Source organism: Faecalibacterium sp. i21-0019-B1, assembly GCF_042852915.1.
In the GTDB taxonomy this organism is placed as follows: domain Bacteria; phylum Bacillota; class Clostridia; order Oscillospirales; family Ruminococcaceae; genus Faecalibacterium; species Faecalibacterium taiwanense.
In genome coordinates, this window is record NZ_AP031425.1 from 1,428,648 (window position 1) to 1,444,595 (window position 15,948).

Sequence of the window (15,948 nt, forward strand, 5' to 3'; positions counted from 1 at the left end):
GGAAAAGATGGGCAAAGAAATCAGGAAAACAGAATAAAGAACCGGCAAAGCGCTGTGTGCTCTGAACCCCAAAGGGAAGGGCATCCAGCGCTTTGCTTCTATCTGGAATACAGAAATGTATCCATCTGTTAGGCGAAGGTGCACAAACAAAAAGCAAAGCACTTGGCATTTTTCACAAAAGAAATTCTGACATTTTTTCAAAAAACAGGACATTTTTTGAAAGCCCTTGTTTCGTTTAAAAAAATTTGCTAAAGTGTGTACAGTAAATGAACGGCATGCGGGTCCTGTGCAGACCGTGCTGTTCGGGAGATTTAAGGAGGACGATTTATTATGAAAAAGATCACTCGTCGCAGCTTTCTGGCAGCAGCCGGTGTTTCCGCCGCTGCTCTGGCTCTGACCGCATGTGGTGGCTCCAGCAATTCTGCTGCTGCTTCCACCTCTACCGCAGCTTCTTCCACCGCAGCTTCTGCTGCTGGTGATGCTACTGCTGCTGCAAACGATCCCAAGGTGACTCTGGTCTACGCCGAGGTCAACCCGCTGGATACCATCGTTGGTCAGACCGCTACCCACTTCAAGGAGAAGGTCGAGGAGCTGACCGGCGGTTCCGTCGTCATCGACGTGCAGGCTTCCGGCGTTCTGGGTTCTGAGAACGACGTTCTGGACGCAATTCTGGGCGGTTCTACCTCCATCGATATGAGCCGTATCTCCGCTTTTGCACTGACCAGCTACGGCTGCAACAAGTCCAAGTTGCTGTCCATCCCCTTCACCTTCGAGAACCGCGCACACTTCTGGAACTTCGCCAACAGCGATCTGGCACCTGAGTTCCTGAACGAGCCTCAGGAGCTGGGCCTGCCCGTTCGTGGCGTCTTCTACGGCGAAGAGGGCTTCCGTCACTTCTTCACGGTCAACCCGGTTTCCGGCATCGATGATTTCAAGGGCCTGAAGCTGCGCGTGTCCAACGACCCCGTTATGAACGGCATGGTCGAGGGTCTGGGCGCTAACCCCACCGTCGTTTCCTTCGGTGAGCTGTACAGCGCACTGCAGACCGGCGTTGTGGATGGTGCTGAGCAGCCCATCGCAAACTACAAGTCCAATGCATTCCCCGAGGTTGCCAACAACCTGATCCTGGACGGCCACACTCTGGGCGCTATTCAGGCTGTTATCACCGATAACGCATGGAGCAAGCTGACCGAGAACCAGCAGGCTGCCATCATGGAGGCCGGTGCTGATACGCAGGCCTTCAACGCAGACCTGTCCGAGACCGCTGAGAACAAGGTTCTGGAGGAGCTGAGAAGCTCCGGCTGCAACGTTGTGGATGTTGACGACAAGACACCCTGGCAGGAGGCCTGCGCTAAGGTCATCAGCGAGAACACCTCCGATCAGGCTGAGCTGTATCAGCAGCTGCTGGACATGAAGGCATAATTGAAAAAGCCTTTCCTGTTCTGAGATAGTACATAGCCCGGCGGGGGACTACGGGATACGCCCGCAGACCTGCCGGGTTTTTATATGGAGGAATTCATATGCCGAAAATCTTTACCACTTTGGATAAGATCAAGCCGGCGTACGACATCACCTACAAAGTGGTCCTGTTTATCTGCAAGCTGCTGCTGATCGCAGATATCCTCATCACTACCATGTCGGTCATCGGTCGTTACGTCTCGTTCATCCCGGACCCGGCATGGTCGGAAGAAGTTGTGCTGACCTGCATGAGCTACATGGCCGTGCTGAGTGCTGCTCTGGCCATCCGCCGCGGTGCCCATATCCGCATGACTGCGTTTGACGTGTATCTGCCCAAAACCGCCGTCAAGGTGCTGGATATTCTGGCCGATCTTGCCGTGTGTATTCTGGGTGTCATCATGATGGTGGTCGGCTGGAACTATGCCACCACTCTGGGCGGCCGCGGCTTCTACGTGTCCATGCCCTGGCTGAGCCGCTTCTGGATGTACTTCCCGGTGCCGCTGGCCGGTGTTGCCATGATCATCTTCGAGATCGAGGCACTGTACAACCACATCAAGAGCATTTTTGTAAAGGAGGAAGTGTAATATGACAGTTCAGACACTGGCAATCATTGTCCTTCTTGTCAGCTTCTTTGTAATGATCTTCCTGCGTTTCCCCATTGCATACGCCGTTGGTCTTTCCAGCGTGCTGTGCATGATGGTGCAGGGTCAGGCACTGACCGATGTCTGCCGTCTGATGGTCAAGGGCATCTCTTCCTTCAGCCTGATGGCCGTGCCGTTCTTCATCACCATGGGTGTGCTCATGGGCTCCGGCGGCATTTCTGAAAAGCTGATCGCTCTGGCTGATGCCTGCGTGGGCTGGATGCGCGGCGGCATGGCAATGGTCAACATCGTTGCTTCCTACTTCTTCGGCGGTATTTCCGGTTCTGCATCTGCAGATACTGCTTCCATCGGCTCCATCATGATCCCCATGATGGTCGATCAGGGCTACGATGCCGACTTCTCCACTGCTGTTACCATCACCTCCTCCTGCGAGGGTCTGCTGGTTCCTCCGAGCCACAACATGGTCATTTATGCCACCACTGCCGGCGGCATCTCGGTCGGCAGCCTGTTCCTGGCAGGTTATCTGCCCGGTGCTCTGCTGGCCATCGTCCTGATGATCGGTTCCTACATCATCTCGGTCAAGGAGAATTACCCCAAGGGCTCTCCGTTCAGCATCAAGGGCTTCGTTAAGCAGCTGGGCACTTCCATCTGGGCACTGGCCGCTGTTATTATCGTTGTGTTCGGCGTTGTTGGCGGTGTGTTCACCGCTACCGAGTCTGCAGCTATTGCAGTTATCTACTCTCTGTTCGTGTCGGTGTTCGTCTACAAGGGTCTGGACTGGAAGGGTGTCTGGCATGCACTGGATGAGTGCGTGAACACTCTGTCCATCGTGCTGATCCTGATCGCCACCTCTGCAGTCTTCGGCAACTGCCTGACCATGCTGCATGTGCCGGATCTGGCTGCAAATGCCATCACCAGCGTCACCGATAACCCCTACATCATCGCTCTGCTGATCGACCTGATCATCTTGGTTCTGGGCTGCATCATGGATATGGCTCCCATCATCCTGATCGCTACTCCCATCCTGCTGCCCATCGCAACCTCCATCGGCATCGATCCCATCCAGTTCGGTATCATCGTGGTTCTGAACTGCGGCATTGGCCTGCTGACTCCTCCTGTCGGCGCTGTGCTGTTCATCGGCTCTGCCGTTGCAAAGCGCCCGATGGAAAAGGTCGTCAAGGCGACTCTGCCGTTCTACCTGTGCATGTTCGTTGCACTGCTGCTGCTGACCTTCATCCCCGACATCAGCCTGGCGATCCCCAAGCTGCTGGGCGGCTACGTCAGCCCCATCACCAACCCGCTGGGTCCTGTGTTCATCCACTGATGGCCTGACGGCGTAAGGTAAAACCGTTAAAGTCCTCTGCATGAAAGTGCAGGGGACTTTTTGTATGCTAAAAACTTTATTTTCCCTCTTGCATTCTGTCGGAATCGTGCTATAATAATAAGGCAATCGTTTCCAAGGCCGCTCGACGGGGTAGCCGATATTGAAGGTTGTGATGGGCACATACATTTATAATATGGCCCCAATAAGTCAGAACCAGAAATGAGGTGAAAAGAATGAAACAGGGTATCCATCCGAACTACGTTGACTGCACCATCACCTGCGCATGCGGCAACGTCATTAAGACTCGTTCCACCAAGCCTGAGATCCACGTCGAAGTTTGCTCCAAGTGCCATCCTTTCTACACTGGCAAGCAGAAGCTGGTTGACTCCGGCGGACGTGTTGAGCGCTTCAACAAGCGTTTCGGCCGTAAGTAATTATGGTTTTCTGAGCACCGTTTCCTTTGGGAGACGGTGCTTTTTTGCTGCCTTTTTGGCATATGAAAGGGCGGCCTTAATCATTCTTAAGAATTCTTTTTGCATCCCGCCACAGGATTGTCTTAATTTTTACACATTTTCGGTCTAAAATATACCAGCATTGAACTAGATGAAAAAGGAGCGTTTGCTGTGATCGAAGTATCGCATCTGAGCAAAAAGTATGGCACGCACCCTGCCATTGAAGATTTGTCCTTTACGGTGGGCGACGGCCAGATCTTCGGCCTGCTCGGCCCAAACGGCGCGGGCAAGTCCACGATCATGAATATCCTCACCGGCTACCTTGCCCCCACCTCCGGTGAAGTGAAGGTGGCGGGCTTCAGCCTGCCGGAGCAGGCCCAGCAGGCCAAGGCCTGTGTGGGCTATCTGCCCGAGCAGCCGCCGCTCTACCCGGAAATGACGGTGCAGGAATATCTGGATTTTGCTGCAGAGCTGAAAGGCATCAAAAAGAAGGCCGACCGCAAAGAACAGGTGCGCAAAGCTGCCCGCCGCACCGGGCTGGAAGAGGTGCTGCCCCGGCTCATCCGCAGTCTGTCCAAGGGCTACCGCCAGCGCGTGGGCATTGCGCAGGCACTGCTGGGCGCGCCGCAGCTCATCATTCTGGACGAGCCTACCGTGGGCCTTGACCCTGCACAGGTCATCGAGATCCGCAGACTGATCCGGGAGCTGGGGAAAAGCCACACGGTCATCCTGTCCAGCCACATCCTCAGCGAGGTGCAGGCAGTGTGCAGTCAGGTACTGATCCTTTCCAAGGGGCATCTGGTGGCGGTGGGTGCGCCGGAACAGCTGGCCGAAAAGCTGAACCCCGGCAGTCGTCTGCGCGCTACCGCTCTGGGCGGGGGGAAGACCGTGCTGAAAGCAGTCGGCTCCATTCCGGGCATCCGCAAGGTGGAAATCGAATCCGAGGCCGACGGACAGGTGACCTTTACCGCAGAAAGTGCCGATGCTTCTGACCGTCGCGCCGAGGTGTCCCGCGCCCTTTCGCAGGCCGGATGCACGGTGCTGGCGCTGGCAGCGGAAAACAGGACGCTGGAGGAAGTGTTCCTTGCACTGACCGAAAACGAGTCTGAAACACCATCGGATGAAGGGGAGGAGAAAACGGAATGACCGCCATTTTCAAACGCGAAGTCCGCAGCAGCTTTCATGGCATGATCGGCTATGTGCTCACCGCCTTTATGCTGGCGGCAACGGCCATCTATTTTGTTGCCCTGAATCTGGGCTACGGCCTGACGGATTTTGGCTATTACACGCTTTACCGCACCACATTTGTGCTGCTTTTGTATATCCCGGTGCTCACCATGCGCTCCTTTGCAGAGGAACGCCGCACCCGCACCGATCAGCTGCTGCTTACCAGCCCGGTGTCTGTGTGGGAGATCGTGCTGGGCAAATTCTTTGCCCTGTGCGTCATCTTTGCACTGCCGTGCCTTGCCGATGCGGTCATGATCCTTGTACTGGCCGCACTGGGTGCCACCGGCACGGCCACGCTGGCAAACTTGGCCGCTCTGCTGTGCTATTATCTCATGGGCTGCGCCGCCATTGCCATTGGCGTGTTTCTTTCCAGCCTGACCGAGAATCAGATCATTGCTGCGGTGGCAGGTGTTGCCGCACTGCTGCTGGCCTACATGATGCCCAGCCTGCGCAGCATGTTCACCGCAGGCAGCGCAGTGGCGCTGGCCCTGTTCACCGCCATTGCGGCAGTGCTCAGTGTGGTGGCAGGCCTGCGTACCCGCAGCTTTACGCTGGGCTGCCTGACCTTTGCGGGCTGCTGTGTGGTGCTGACGGCACTGTTCCTGCTGCAGAGCAGCTGGCTGACCGAAGCGTTCAGCGCGGTGCTCAGCGGGCTGTGCCTGTTCACGCCGTTTGAAGAGTTTGTCAACAACAGCTTTTCCATCCAGACGCTGGTGTACTACCTGACCGTGACCATGCTGTTTTTGTTCTTCACGGCGCAGGGGCTGGAAAAGCGCCGCTGGAACTGAGGGGAGGGGAACAACATGAAAAATTTCAAATTTTCTTCCTCCGCAAACGGCAAGGTGTTCCGCAATGGGCTGTACTCCACGGCCATTCTGGCAGCAGCCATCGTGTTGGCCGTGCTGATCAATCTGCTGGTGGGGGCCATCCCGAAAAAATACACCGAGTTCGACCTCTCTGCCGCCAAAATGTACACGCTGGGCGACAGCTCCAGGCAGCTGATGCAGAGCCTGGATCAGGACGTGACCGTTTATTATCTCTGTGAGACCGGCAGCGAGGATGCCATTATCACCAAGCTGCTGGATCACTACGCCGACGAGAGCGGTCACTTCCACTGGGAGCAGAAGGACCCGGCGCTTTACCCGACCTTTGCAGCGCAGTACGGCGCAGAGAATGCATCCACCGGCAGTCTGATCGTGGTCAGCGGTGAGAACAGCGAAGTGCTGAACGCCGCCGAACTTTACGAGTACGATTACTCCGATTACTACACCACCGGCGCTGCCAACGTGACCTTTGGCGGCGAAAAGCAGATCAGCTCTGCCATCTATAAGCTGACTGCCGCAGCAGAAAGTCATGCCTACTACACCACCAACCACGGCGAGCAGGCGCTTACCTCCTCACTGACCGAGGCGCTCAAGGCGCAGAATATCGATGCCCAGCCGCTGGATCTGCTCACCGGCACCATCCCGGAGGACTGTGATCTGCTCATCATCAGCGACCCCGCTTCGGATTTTGCAGCTGACGGCCTTGTGGATGAGATCGCGCAGCTGCAGACCTATCTGGAAAACGGCGGCAAGGTGCTGCTGACCACCAGCGGCTATACCGAAACGCCCAATCTGGATGCAGTGATGGCACAGTTCGGCCTTGCACGTGAGCCGGGCCTTGTGGTGGAGGGCGATGCGGGCCACGCGCTGTACGGCTACCCGTACTCGCTGTTCCCGGACTACGCGGCCGCCGACGAAAGCACCGCGCTGGACGGCGTGAATCAGAGCACTCATGTGATGCTCTCGGTGGCACAGGGCATCACCATTACCGAGACAGACGATGTGACGGCGGAACCGCTGCTGTATACCACCGAGGATGCCTACAGCAAGCAGGACTTTGATGCCAGCTCTTCTTCCGCAAAGGAAGCCGGCGATACCGACGGCCCGTTCTCGCTGGCCGTATGGGCGCGCAATGACTCCACCGGTGCCGAGGTGATCTGGATCGGCTGCCCCAACATGGACAACGAGCAGGTGTACCAGTCCATCCCGGGCAACCTGACCTTCCTGCAGGGCTGTGCCGCTTCGCTGGTAGGGCAGAGCCTGCTCATCGACACCAAAGCACTGGAAGCTGCACCCATCACGGTCCCGGCTTCCGCATCCATGACGCTGGGCATGGTGTTCGTATTCGTGCTGCCCGCAGCAGTGCTCATTGCAGGTGCTGTGGAGGTGCTGCTGCGCCGCCGCAGGTAAGGGGGCACTGCCATGAAAACAAAACAGCGCACCCTTGCGGTGCTTCTGGTGCTGGTGCTTGTGCTGGGCGGGCTGCTGTGGTTTGTCAGCCGCAGCAATGCCGCAGAAGAGGCTGCTTCCAGCGCCGCCGCAGAGGGCAGCATCCTGCTTTCTTCTTTTGCGGCGGGCGATGTGACCAGCATCCGGTATGCCTATGGCGGCGAAACGCTTACCCTAAATTACGATTCCGGCAGCTGGACGCTGGCGGATGACCCGGACTATCATCTGGATGCATCTGCCTGCAATACCATGGTCACGGCGCTGGCATCCCTGAACGCCAAACGTCAGCTCACGGCTCAGCCCGGCGAGGACTACGGCCTTGCCGATCCGGCTGTTACGGTCACAGTGACGGCGGCAGGCGAGACGAACACCTTTGCCTTTGGCACCGAGAACCCGGTCACAGGAGATCTGTACGTGCAGAAGGCAGGGGACGATGCCGTGTACACCGTTTCTGGCAACAAGGCGGCCTGCTTTGAGCTGACCAAAGCGGACCTTTTTGGCGCGTTCAACCCGGCGGGACTGACAGCCTCCGCGCTGGAAAGTGTTTCCATTACGACGGGCAGCGGCACCCTTGCACTGAATGCAGTCTCTGAGCCTGCGGAAGCGGAGAGCGATTCCTCGGAAAGTGCGGCCGATTCCACCACCTATCAGACCGTGTGGCGGCTGGCCGATGAACCCTCTGCCGATCTGGACGACAGCAAGGTGCAGAGCATCCTCTCCGCTCTGGCAGGCTATGTGACCGCACAAATCACGGATGCCGACCCTTCGGCCTATGGCTTTGCTGCACCGCTTGCAACGGTGCGGGCCGCCTCTGCCGATGGGACTGTGACCCTCCACTACGCCGAAAATGCAGACGGCTGCTGGATGATGGTGGAGGGGGACAGTTCCGTCTATGCGGTTGACCTTGACACTGTGCAGGCCCTTCTGATAACGGCCGCTGCCTTAAAAGCTGAATAAAAACCTTTGTGCGCCGTATGCGGAAAGCCCGCTGCGGCGCATGTTTTTTTGTTGCGGCGTGTAAAGCTTCGGCAAACATTGGCAGAGTGATTGACATTTCAGCAAAGATTGATTAAGATAGACGAGACAGGGCAGAATAACTGCGCAATATAAGAGCCTGCTTTTGCAGGTTCTCCGGTCGTCATGGATGTTGTGCGGGGCTGGGTCGCCCTGGTACGAGGGATGGGGCATGGCCCTGTCTTTTTTCGTATCTGAGTTACAAGGAGGATAAAGTAAAAAATGGACAACTCGGTGATCGTTTCACTGCGGGATATCGTAGTGGAATTTGACGGTCAGCGCATTCTGGATGGGCTGAACCTCGACATCCATGACAAAGAGTTCGTAACGCTGCTGGGCCCTTCCGGCTGCGGCAAAACCACCACCCTGCGTCTGATCGCAGGTTTTCTGGAACCCAATTCCGGCAAAGTGCTGCTGAAAGGTGAGAACATTACCGGCGTGCCGCCCTATAAGCGCCCGGTGAACACCGTTTTTCAGAAATACGCACTGTTCCCGCACCTGAACGTGTTCGAGAACGTGGCCTTCGGTCTGCGGCTCAAAAAGATGGACGAAGAGACCATCCGCCGCAAGGTGCGCAACATGCTGGAAGTTGTTGGCCTGAAAGGCTTCGAGCGCCGCAGCATCAGCCAGATGTCCGGCGGCCAGCAGCAGCGCGTGGCCATCGCCCGCAGTCTGGTGAACGAGCCGGAGATCCTTCTGCTGGATGAACCCCTTGGCGCACTGGACCTCAAGCTGCGCAAGGAGATGCAGCTGGAGCTGAAGCGCCTGCAGCGCGAAATGAACATTACCTTTATTTATGTTACCCACGATCAGGAGGAAGCCCTTACCATGTCCGATACCGTCGTGGTCATGAACGGCGGCAAGGTGCAGCAGATCGGCACGCCGGAGGATATTTACAATGAGCCGAAGAATGCCTTTGTTGCAGACTTCATTGGCGATTCCAACATCGTGGACGGCGTGATGCACCGGGATTTTCTGGTGTCCTTCTCCGGCGTGGACTTCCCCTGTGTGGACCGCGGCTTTGCCCGCGAGCAGAGCGTGCAGGTAGTGGTGCGCCCCGAGGATATCGAGGTGGTCTCTCCTGTGGAAGGCCAGCTTGTCGGCGTTGTGAACGATGTCATCTTCAAGGGGGTCCACTTTGAGATGCATGTGGAGTGCGAGGGCCGCGAATGGCTGATCCATTCCACCCGCGCCTGCACCCCCGGTGAGACCATTGGTATGCGCATCGGCCCCAACGAGATCCACATTATGGCGCGTTCAGAGGGGTGAGCCGCAATGATGAAGATTTACGATAAAAAGCTGGCCTATCCGTACTTTGTATGGATGACGCTGTTCACAGTGGTGCCTTTGATCATCGTGGTGTACTATGCATTTACGGATGCAAACGGAGCTTTCACGCTGGATAACCTCACCTCCATCAGCGGCTACGGCTCGGTGTTTGCCCGCAGCCTGCTGCTGGCCCTCATTGCCACGGTCATTTGTCTGGTCATTGCGTTCCCGGTGGGCTATTTCCTTTCCCGCCTGCGGGTGAACAAGCAGCACATCATGCTCATGCTGGTCATGCTGCCCATGTGGATGAACTTCCTGCTGCGCACCTACGCATGGATGGGCCTGCTCAGCATCAACGGCCCGGTGAACGCCGTTCTGGGCGTGTTCGGCCTTGGCCCCTTCAATATGCTCAACACCTCCGGCGCGGTGGTGCTGGGCATGGTGTATAACTATGTGCCCTATATGATCCTGCCGCTGTACACCAGCATGACCAAGATCGACCAGAGCCTGGTGGAAGCTGCGCAGGATCTGGGCGCTTCCACCACCAAGACCCTTCTCCGGGTGCTCATCCCCATGAGCGTGCCCGGCATCAGCACCGGCATCACCATGGTGTTCGTCCCGGCGGTGTCCACCTTTGTTATCAGCCGTATGCTGGGCGGCGGCTCCAACCTGCTCATTGGCGATCTGATCGAGATGCAGTTTCTGGGCAACAGCTACAATCTGAACGTGGGTTCTGCCATGAGCCTTGTGCTGATGATCATTGTGCTGCTGTGCATGAGCTTCACCTCCAGCTTTGATGAAGATGAAATGGAGGGCGTGTCCTGATGAAAACGAAACATCTGCGCCTGATGCAGCGCGTCTATATCGTGCTGTTTTTCTGCTTCATGTACCTGCCCATTGCATACATGATCGTATTCAGCTTCAACCAGTCCAAGGGCTATTCGCTCTTCACCGGCTTTACCCTCAAGTGGTACTCCAGCCTGCTGAACAACTCCTCCATCCTGCATGCGCTGCTGGTCTCGCTGGAAGTGGCTCTGATCTCTGCGGTCATTGCCACTGTGCTGGGTACAGCGGCAAGTCTGGGCATTGCGTCCATGGGCCGCGGGAGCCGCCTTGTCGTCACCAACATCACCTATATCCCGGTGGTCAACCCGGAGATCATCACCGGCATCTCGCTCATGCTGCTGTTCGTGGCCTACCAGCGCTTTGCCGGGGGTGTCTCCTGGCTGCCGGATACCATCATGGGCTTCCCGACGCTGCTCATTGCGCATATCGCGTTCAATGTGCCGTATGTCATCTTCAACGTCACGCCCAAGCTCAAGCAATTGGATATCAAGCTGTATGAGGCAGCGCTCGACCTTGGCTGCGACCCCAAGCAGGCCTTCTTCAAGGTCATCCTGCCGGAGATCAGCCCGGCCATCCTGTCGGCATTCCTCATCTGCCTGACCTATTCCATCGACGACTTCATGATCTCCTATTTCAACTGCGGCACGGTGGAAACGCTGCCCATCGCCATCTACTCCATGACCCGTAAAAAGGTCAGCCCGGAGATCTATGAGCTGTCCACCATCATGTTCGTGGTCATTCTGTGCATCATTCTGATTTCCAACGCAATGGAGAGCCGCAGCTACCGCCGCGACCAGAAGGCGCTGAGAGGGGAGGGCGTGTGATGAAACGTTTTGCTGTGTTGCTGCTGGCGCTGGCAATGGCGGTCTGCTGTGCAATGCCCGCCTTTGCCGCCGGCACCATTGAGGTGACCGAGGATGTCTCGGTGTCGGACGATTACGACTGGACCCGCTTCAAGGGCCAGAACGTGGCCATCAATGTCTATAACTGGGGCGAGTACATCTCCAACGGCTCGGACGACAGCGTGGACGTGGTGGCGGCCTTTGAAAAGCTCACCGGCATCAAGGTGAACTACACCACCTTCGACTCCAACGAGTCCATGTACGCAAAGCTCAAGTCCGGCGCAGCCAACTACGATGTGGTCATTCCGTCGGATTACATGGTGGCAAAAATGATCGCCGAGGGGATGCTCAAGCCTCTGAACTACGACAATATCCCGAACTTCAAAAAGATCGATCAGGAATACGTGAATCCGGATTACGATCCGCAGAATGCCTACACCGTGCCCTACATGCTCTGCACCACCGGCATCATTTATAACACCACCATGGTGGACAAAGCGCCCACCAGCTGGGCAGACCTGTGGGACGAGCAGTACGCAGGCAATATCCTGATGTTCAACAACAGCCGCGATGCCTACGCCATTGCTGCTTTTAAGAGCGGCCACGATATCAACCCGCAGTCCACCGAAGAGGTGGATGAGGTGGTGGAAGAGCTGAAGGCTCAGAAACCGCTGGTGCAGGCCTACGTCATGGATGAGATCTTTGATAAGATGATCGGCGGCGAGGCAGCCGTCGGTGTGTACTACTCCGGCGATGCCATCACCATGATCGACGATAATCCCGACCTTGCATGGGTGTTCCCGGAAGAAGGCAGCGTGCTTTCCGTGGACTGCATGACCATTCCTGCTGCCAGCGAACATCAGGAAGCTGCGGAAATGTTCATCAACTTCATGTGTGAGACGGACATCGGCAAGGCAAACGCCGAGTACATCGGCTACACCACCCCCATGCAGGATGTGTGGGAGGTGCTGGACGAGGATCTGAAGGAGAGCGAGATCGCTTATCCGTCCGAAGAGAAAGCCGCCAAGGAAAAGGTGTTCACTTCCCTGAGCGACGATGTGAACAGCGAGCTGGACGTGAAGTGGAGCGAAATGAAGAGCTACGACGAGGGTGGCAGCAGTCTGCTGTTCCTTGCGCTGCTGGCAGCCATGGTAGCGCTGGCCTGCTTCAACATCTGGCGCAAGGTCCGCAGGCGCAACCGCAATCAGTATTAAACGCAAAGGAGACTGCTGCACAGAACAACGTGCAGTGGTCTCTTTTTATAGAAAGGAAAAACCATGGAACAGTTCTTTTACACCGAGACCATGACCGTCATGAACGCAGATGCCGACTTCCGCAGTCTGCTCAAGCCCAGCGCCCTGCTGCGCTATGTGGAGCAGATTTCGACAGACCACGCCCGCGCCTTTGGTATGGATGACCAGTTCTTCAAAGATCGCGGTGTTACCTTTCTGGTGGGCAAGCAGGCCCTGAAATTTGACCGTGTGCCCCAGCGTGCCGAAACGCTGACCCTTACCTCCCGGGCGCAGGTCAGCAAACACGGTTCGGTCAAACGCATCACCACCCTGACCGATGCCGAGGGCAAAGAGGTGGCTATGGTGGACTGCCGCTGGATCGTGGCAAGCCTTGCCGAGGGCCGTATTCTGCGGGAGCCGGGCTGGACGGTGGAGAATTTCTGGAACGATACGGTGGAGGGCGAGCTGCCTTTGCAGCTGCACAAGTGCAAGGATGGTCTGACCAGCGCAGGGGAGTGGACGGCGCGTTATTCCCAGTGCGATCTGAACGGCCATTTGAACAACGCATTCTATCTGGACCTTGTCTGCGATGCGCTGCCGCTGGAAGTGATGCGCAAAGGCCCCGTGACCTTTGCTTCTATCAACTACCACCGCGAGATCCCGATGGGAGAAACGGCAGAGGTGTTTTATGCTCCTTCGGCGGATGGCTGGTATGTGGTCGGAAAGCACAACGGCCAGACCAGCTTTGAGTGCTATCTGGAGGTGGGAAAGACAAACGTGTAAATCGTTGATTTCTCAAGAGAACCGCTGCGCCGCTTTTAGCTGAAAATAAGCGAGCAATGCAAAAAAAGCGTCACCCGTGCAGAAAAAACCGGCGCATTTTGAGAATTGCATCCTCTGAGGAACAGGGAGTACTCTTTTATTAGAAGGATCTTCTGATTGTCCAAAGGAGGATAAAACAAATGAAAAAACATCTCCGAATCCTTGCGGCCGTTCTGGTACTGTGCTTCAGTCTGCTGTGCCCGGCGGCGTCTGCCGCCAGGGTACAAACTGCGGCCTGCAAGCCGTCCACTGCAGCCGTTCAGACCATTTCTGCCGGCAAAAAGACGGAGCAGATGGTCTGGGTCCCAACGCACGGCGGCAAAAAATATCACAGCAAGTCTACCTGCAGCAATATGAAAGACCCGGAAAAGGTTACATTATCGAAAGCAAAAGCGGAAGGCTTCACTGCTTGCAAAAAGTGCTATTAAGAAAATAAAGAATGATCTGCAAAGCCCTTGCCGGAAATTTTCTGGCAGGGGTTTTATATGTGTCCACAAAAAGTTAACAAAAGAAATTACAGAAAAATTACAAAACCCTATTGCAAAATGGTTTCAAAAGAGTTACAATATGATTACAGCAAGGGCACAAGCCCTGCTGAGTGTGAAATCTTTTTCTTCTTGTTTTTTGGGGATATCGGGCACAGGTTCTCCTCCTCCGGCTGTTCTCCTTCACAGTCGTGATCCATGTGCCGCACAGGCGGTATCCCGCTTCGTGTGCAAAAAAGCTCGTCCGTTCAGGACGAGCTTTTTTGCATCCATAAATCACGCAAAAACCGGCTTCTCATGCGGGAAAGTATGACCTTACGCCATTTTGGTGGGCAATTTGCCTGTTTTTCTGCAAAGGGCATTTACAAAGTTTGGCGCGGCGGGGGTTTGTATTCCGGCTGGCTTTGTGGTACAGTATATACAATCAATTTATAGGTTGCAAACATGAATCCGATTGATGTTGATGTGTTAAGAGAAAAGGAGTTTGAACATGGCTTATTTCTATAAAGAACCTTCCCGCACTTTCGGTGAATATCTGCTGATCCCCGGCTATTCCTCTGCAGAGAATATCCCCACGGCTGTCAGCCTCAAGACCCCGCTGGTCAAGTACCGCAAGGGCGAGGAGGAGTGCCCCCTGCAGATGAATATTCCCATGATCAGCGCTATCATGCAGGCGGTCTCTGGCGATAAGCTGGCCATTGCACTGGCCCGTCAGGGCGGCGTGTCCTTCATCTACGGCTCTCAGAGCATTGAGAACGAGGCCGCCATGGTGCGCCGCGTCAAGAGCTTCAAGGCCGGTTATGTCGTGTCCGATTCCAACCTGGCCCCCACTGCCACTCTGCACGATGTGCTGGAGCTGAAGGCACGCACCGGCCACTCCACCATTGCCATCACTGCCGATGGCACTCCGAGCGGCAAGCTGCTGGGCATTGTTGCATCTCGTGACTACCGCATCAACCACACCCCGGATGATGCCTCTGTCACCACCTTCATGACTCCCATTGAAAAGCTGGTCACTGCACCGGAGAACACCTCCCTGCACGATTGCAACAACATCATCTGGGATAACAAGATCAACACCCTGCCTCTGGTGGATGCCGAGGGCAACCTGAAGTATATGGTGTTCCGTAAGGACTACGATTCCCACAAGAAGAACGCCAACGAACTGCTGGATAAGAACAAGAGCTATGTGGTGGGTGCTGGCATCAACACCCGCGATTACGCTGAGCGCGTGCCCGCACTGGTGGATGCCGGTGTGGATGTGCTGTGCATCGACTCTTCCGAGGGTTACTCCGAGTGGCAGAGCCGCACCATCGGCTGGATCCGTGAGCACTACGGCGATACCGTCAAGGTGGGCGCAGGCAACGTTGTGGATGCCGAGGGCTTCCGCTTCCTGGCCGAGGCTGGTGCAGACTTCGTGAAGATCGGCATTGGCGGCGGTTCTATCTGCATCACCCGCGAGACCAAGGGCATTGGCCGTGGTCAGGCTACCGCTGTCATCGAGGTGGCAAAGGCCCGCGATGAGTATTATAAGGAGACCGGCATCTACGTGCCCATCTGCTCCGACGGCGGCATCGTCCACGATTACCACATCACGCTGGCACTGGCCATGGGTGCGGATTTTGTGATGCTGGGCCGCTACTTTGCCCGCTTTGACGAAAGCCCCACGAATAAGGTGCGCATCAACGGCCAGTATATGAAGGAGTACTGGGGCGAAGGCTCCAACCGTGCCCGCAACTGGCAGCGCTACGATCTGGGCGGTTCCAGCAAGCTGAGCTTTGAGGAAGGCGTGGACAGCTACGTGCCCTATGCCGGCCCTCTGGCTGACGGTGTGCAGACCACTCTGTACAAGGTCAAGAGCACCATGTGCAACTGTGGCGCTCTGTCCATCCCGGAGCTGCAGCAGAAAGCAAAGCTGACCGTGGTTTCCTCTACCTCCATCGTTGAGGGCGGCAGCCACGACGTTGTGCTGAAGAATGCTACCCCCAATATCATCAACGGTTAACACGTTTGTTCTGAAAGCCGCCCATGCTGTTTGTGTATGGGCGGCTTTTTCTTACCGGAAATTGACCGGGATTTTCCAAAAATGCTTGCACCGCTCT

15 protein-coding genes are annotated in these 15,948 nt (G+C 56.1%); all 15 read left to right on the forward strand.

The annotated features are described in order from the left end of the window. Window positions 1-330 precede the first annotated feature (330 nt). The 15 genes from ACGHP1_RS07290 to ACGHP1_RS07360 all read left to right on the forward strand — a co-directional run bounded on the left by ACGHP1_RS07290 (window position 331) and on the right by ACGHP1_RS07360 (window position 15,851). Window positions 331-1,422 carry a TRAP transporter substrate-binding protein gene (locus tag ACGHP1_RS07290; protein ID WP_223387788.1) on the forward strand — a complete coding sequence of 364 codons (1,092 nt, stop codon included), beginning with the start codon at window positions 331-333 and terminating at the stop codon, window positions 1,420-1,422. A 98-nt stretch (window positions 1,423-1,520) separates the two neighbouring features. Beyond that, window positions 1,521-2,042: a TRAP transporter small permease gene (locus ACGHP1_RS07295; protein ID WP_120119997.1), complete on the forward strand. Its 522-nt coding sequence runs from the start codon at window positions 1,521-1,523 to the stop codon at window positions 2,040-2,042. 1 nt (window position 2,043) lies between these two features. After that, entirely contained in the window at window positions 2,044-3,384 is a 1,341-nt protein-coding gene (locus tag ACGHP1_RS07300; protein WP_005937207.1) for a TRAP transporter large permease, read from the forward strand. A gap of 233 nt (window positions 3,385-3,617) precedes the next feature. Then, window positions 3,618-3,818 carry a 50S ribosomal protein L31 gene (gene rpmE / locus ACGHP1_RS07305; protein WP_005937210.1) on the forward strand — a complete coding sequence of 67 codons (201 nt, stop codon included), beginning with the start codon at window positions 3,618-3,620 and terminating at the stop codon, window positions 3,816-3,818. A 189-nt stretch (window positions 3,819-4,007) separates the two neighbouring features. Next, entirely contained in the window at window positions 4,008-4,982 is a 975-nt protein-coding gene (locus ACGHP1_RS07310; protein WP_173012858.1) for an ABC transporter ATP-binding protein, read from the forward strand. Continuing rightward, a complete protein-coding gene (locus tag ACGHP1_RS07315; RefSeq protein ID WP_390508736.1) occupies window positions 4,979-5,851 on the forward strand; it encodes an ABC transporter permease in 873 nt (290 codons plus the stop codon). Before ACGHP1_RS07310 ends, ACGHP1_RS07315 begins: the two co-directional genes overlap by 4 nt. A gap of 15 nt (window positions 5,852-5,866) precedes the next feature. Continuing rightward, window positions 5,867-7,297 (forward strand): Gldg family protein, encoded by a 1,431-nt coding sequence (locus ACGHP1_RS07320; protein WP_097774914.1) that lies wholly within the window; start codon window positions 5,867-5,869, stop codon window positions 7,295-7,297. A 12-nt stretch (window positions 7,298-7,309) separates the two neighbouring features. Then, a complete protein-coding gene (locus tag ACGHP1_RS07325) occupies window positions 7,310-8,293 on the forward strand; it encodes a DUF4340 domain-containing protein (protein WP_337679007.1) in 984 nt (327 codons plus the stop codon). Window positions 8,294-8,572: 279 nt separating this feature from the next. Continuing rightward, window positions 8,573-9,619 (forward strand): spermidine/putrescine ABC transporter ATP-binding protein, encoded by a 1,047-nt coding sequence (gene potA / locus ACGHP1_RS07330; protein ID WP_005937228.1) that lies wholly within the window; start codon window positions 8,573-8,575, stop codon window positions 9,617-9,619. A gap of 9 nt (window positions 9,620-9,628) precedes the next feature. Beyond that, entirely contained in the window at window positions 9,629-10,444 is an 816-nt protein-coding gene (locus tag ACGHP1_RS07335) for an ABC transporter permease (RefSeq protein WP_044953212.1), read from the forward strand. Then, window positions 10,444-11,289, forward strand: coding sequence for an ABC transporter permease (locus tag ACGHP1_RS07340; protein WP_390556629.1), 846 nt, complete (start codon window positions 10,444-10,446; stop codon window positions 11,287-11,289). Before ACGHP1_RS07335 ends, ACGHP1_RS07340 begins: the two co-directional genes overlap by 1 nt. Next, window positions 11,289-12,521, forward strand: coding sequence for a PotD/PotF family extracellular solute-binding protein (locus ACGHP1_RS07345; RefSeq protein ID WP_390508739.1), 1,233 nt, complete (start codon window positions 11,289-11,291; stop codon window positions 12,519-12,521). The genes ACGHP1_RS07340 and ACGHP1_RS07345 overlap by 1 nt, the downstream gene beginning before the upstream one ends. Before the next feature lie 63 nt (window positions 12,522-12,584). Further along, entirely contained in the window at window positions 12,585-13,322 is a 738-nt protein-coding gene (locus ACGHP1_RS07350) for an acyl-[acyl-carrier-protein] thioesterase (protein ID WP_097774918.1), read from the forward strand. Between the two features lie 179 nt (window positions 13,323-13,501). Then, window positions 13,502-13,789: a hypothetical protein gene (locus ACGHP1_RS07355; RefSeq protein WP_390508741.1), complete on the forward strand. Its 288-nt coding sequence runs from the start codon at window positions 13,502-13,504 to the stop codon at window positions 13,787-13,789. A gap of 547 nt (window positions 13,790-14,336) precedes the next feature. Further along, a complete protein-coding gene (locus tag ACGHP1_RS07360) occupies window positions 14,337-15,851 on the forward strand; it encodes an IMP dehydrogenase (protein WP_120019819.1) in 1,515 nt (504 codons plus the stop codon). The last annotated feature ends 97 nt before the right edge of the window (window positions 15,852-15,948 follow it).

Coding starts and splice junctions, on each gene's coding strand:
- ACGHP1_RS07320 (WP_097774914.1), top strand. CDS start 5,867: ATGAAAAATTTCAAATTTTCTTCCTCCGCAAACGGCAAGGTGTTCCGC.
- ACGHP1_RS07335 (WP_044953212.1), top strand. CDS start 9,629: ATGAAGATTTACGATAAAAAGCTGGCCTATCCGTACTTTGTATGGATG.
- ACGHP1_RS07290 (WP_223387788.1), top strand. CDS start 331: ATGAAAAAGATCACTCGTCGCAGCTTTCTGGCAGCAGCCGGTGTTTCC.
- ACGHP1_RS07345 (WP_390508739.1), top strand. CDS start 11,289: ATGAAACGTTTTGCTGTGTTGCTGCTGGCGCTGGCAATGGCGGTCTGC.
- ACGHP1_RS07350 (WP_097774918.1), top strand. CDS start 12,585: ATGGAACAGTTCTTTTACACCGAGACCATGACCGTCATGAACGCAGAT.
- ACGHP1_RS07360 (WP_120019819.1), top strand. CDS start 14,337: ATGGCTTATTTCTATAAAGAACCTTCCCGCACTTTCGGTGAATATCTG.
- ACGHP1_RS07340 (WP_390556629.1), top strand. CDS start 10,444: ATGAAAACGAAACATCTGCGCCTGATGCAGCGCGTCTATATCGTGCTG.
- ACGHP1_RS07300 (WP_005937207.1), top strand. CDS start 2,044: ATGACAGTTCAGACACTGGCAATCATTGTCCTTCTTGTCAGCTTCTTT.
- rpmE (WP_005937210.1), top strand. CDS start 3,618: ATGAAACAGGGTATCCATCCGAACTACGTTGACTGCACCATCACCTGC.
- ACGHP1_RS07325 (WP_337679007.1), top strand. CDS start 7,310: ATGAAAACAAAACAGCGCACCCTTGCGGTGCTTCTGGTGCTGGTGCTT.
- ACGHP1_RS07355 (WP_390508741.1), top strand. CDS start 13,502: ATGAAAAAACATCTCCGAATCCTTGCGGCCGTTCTGGTACTGTGCTTC.
- ACGHP1_RS07315 (WP_390508736.1), top strand. CDS start 4,979: ATGACCGCCATTTTCAAACGCGAAGTCCGCAGCAGCTTTCATGGCATG.
- ACGHP1_RS07295 (WP_120119997.1), top strand. CDS start 1,521: ATGCCGAAAATCTTTACCACTTTGGATAAGATCAAGCCGGCGTACGAC.
- potA (WP_005937228.1), top strand. CDS start 8,573: ATGGACAACTCGGTGATCGTTTCACTGCGGGATATCGTAGTGGAATTT.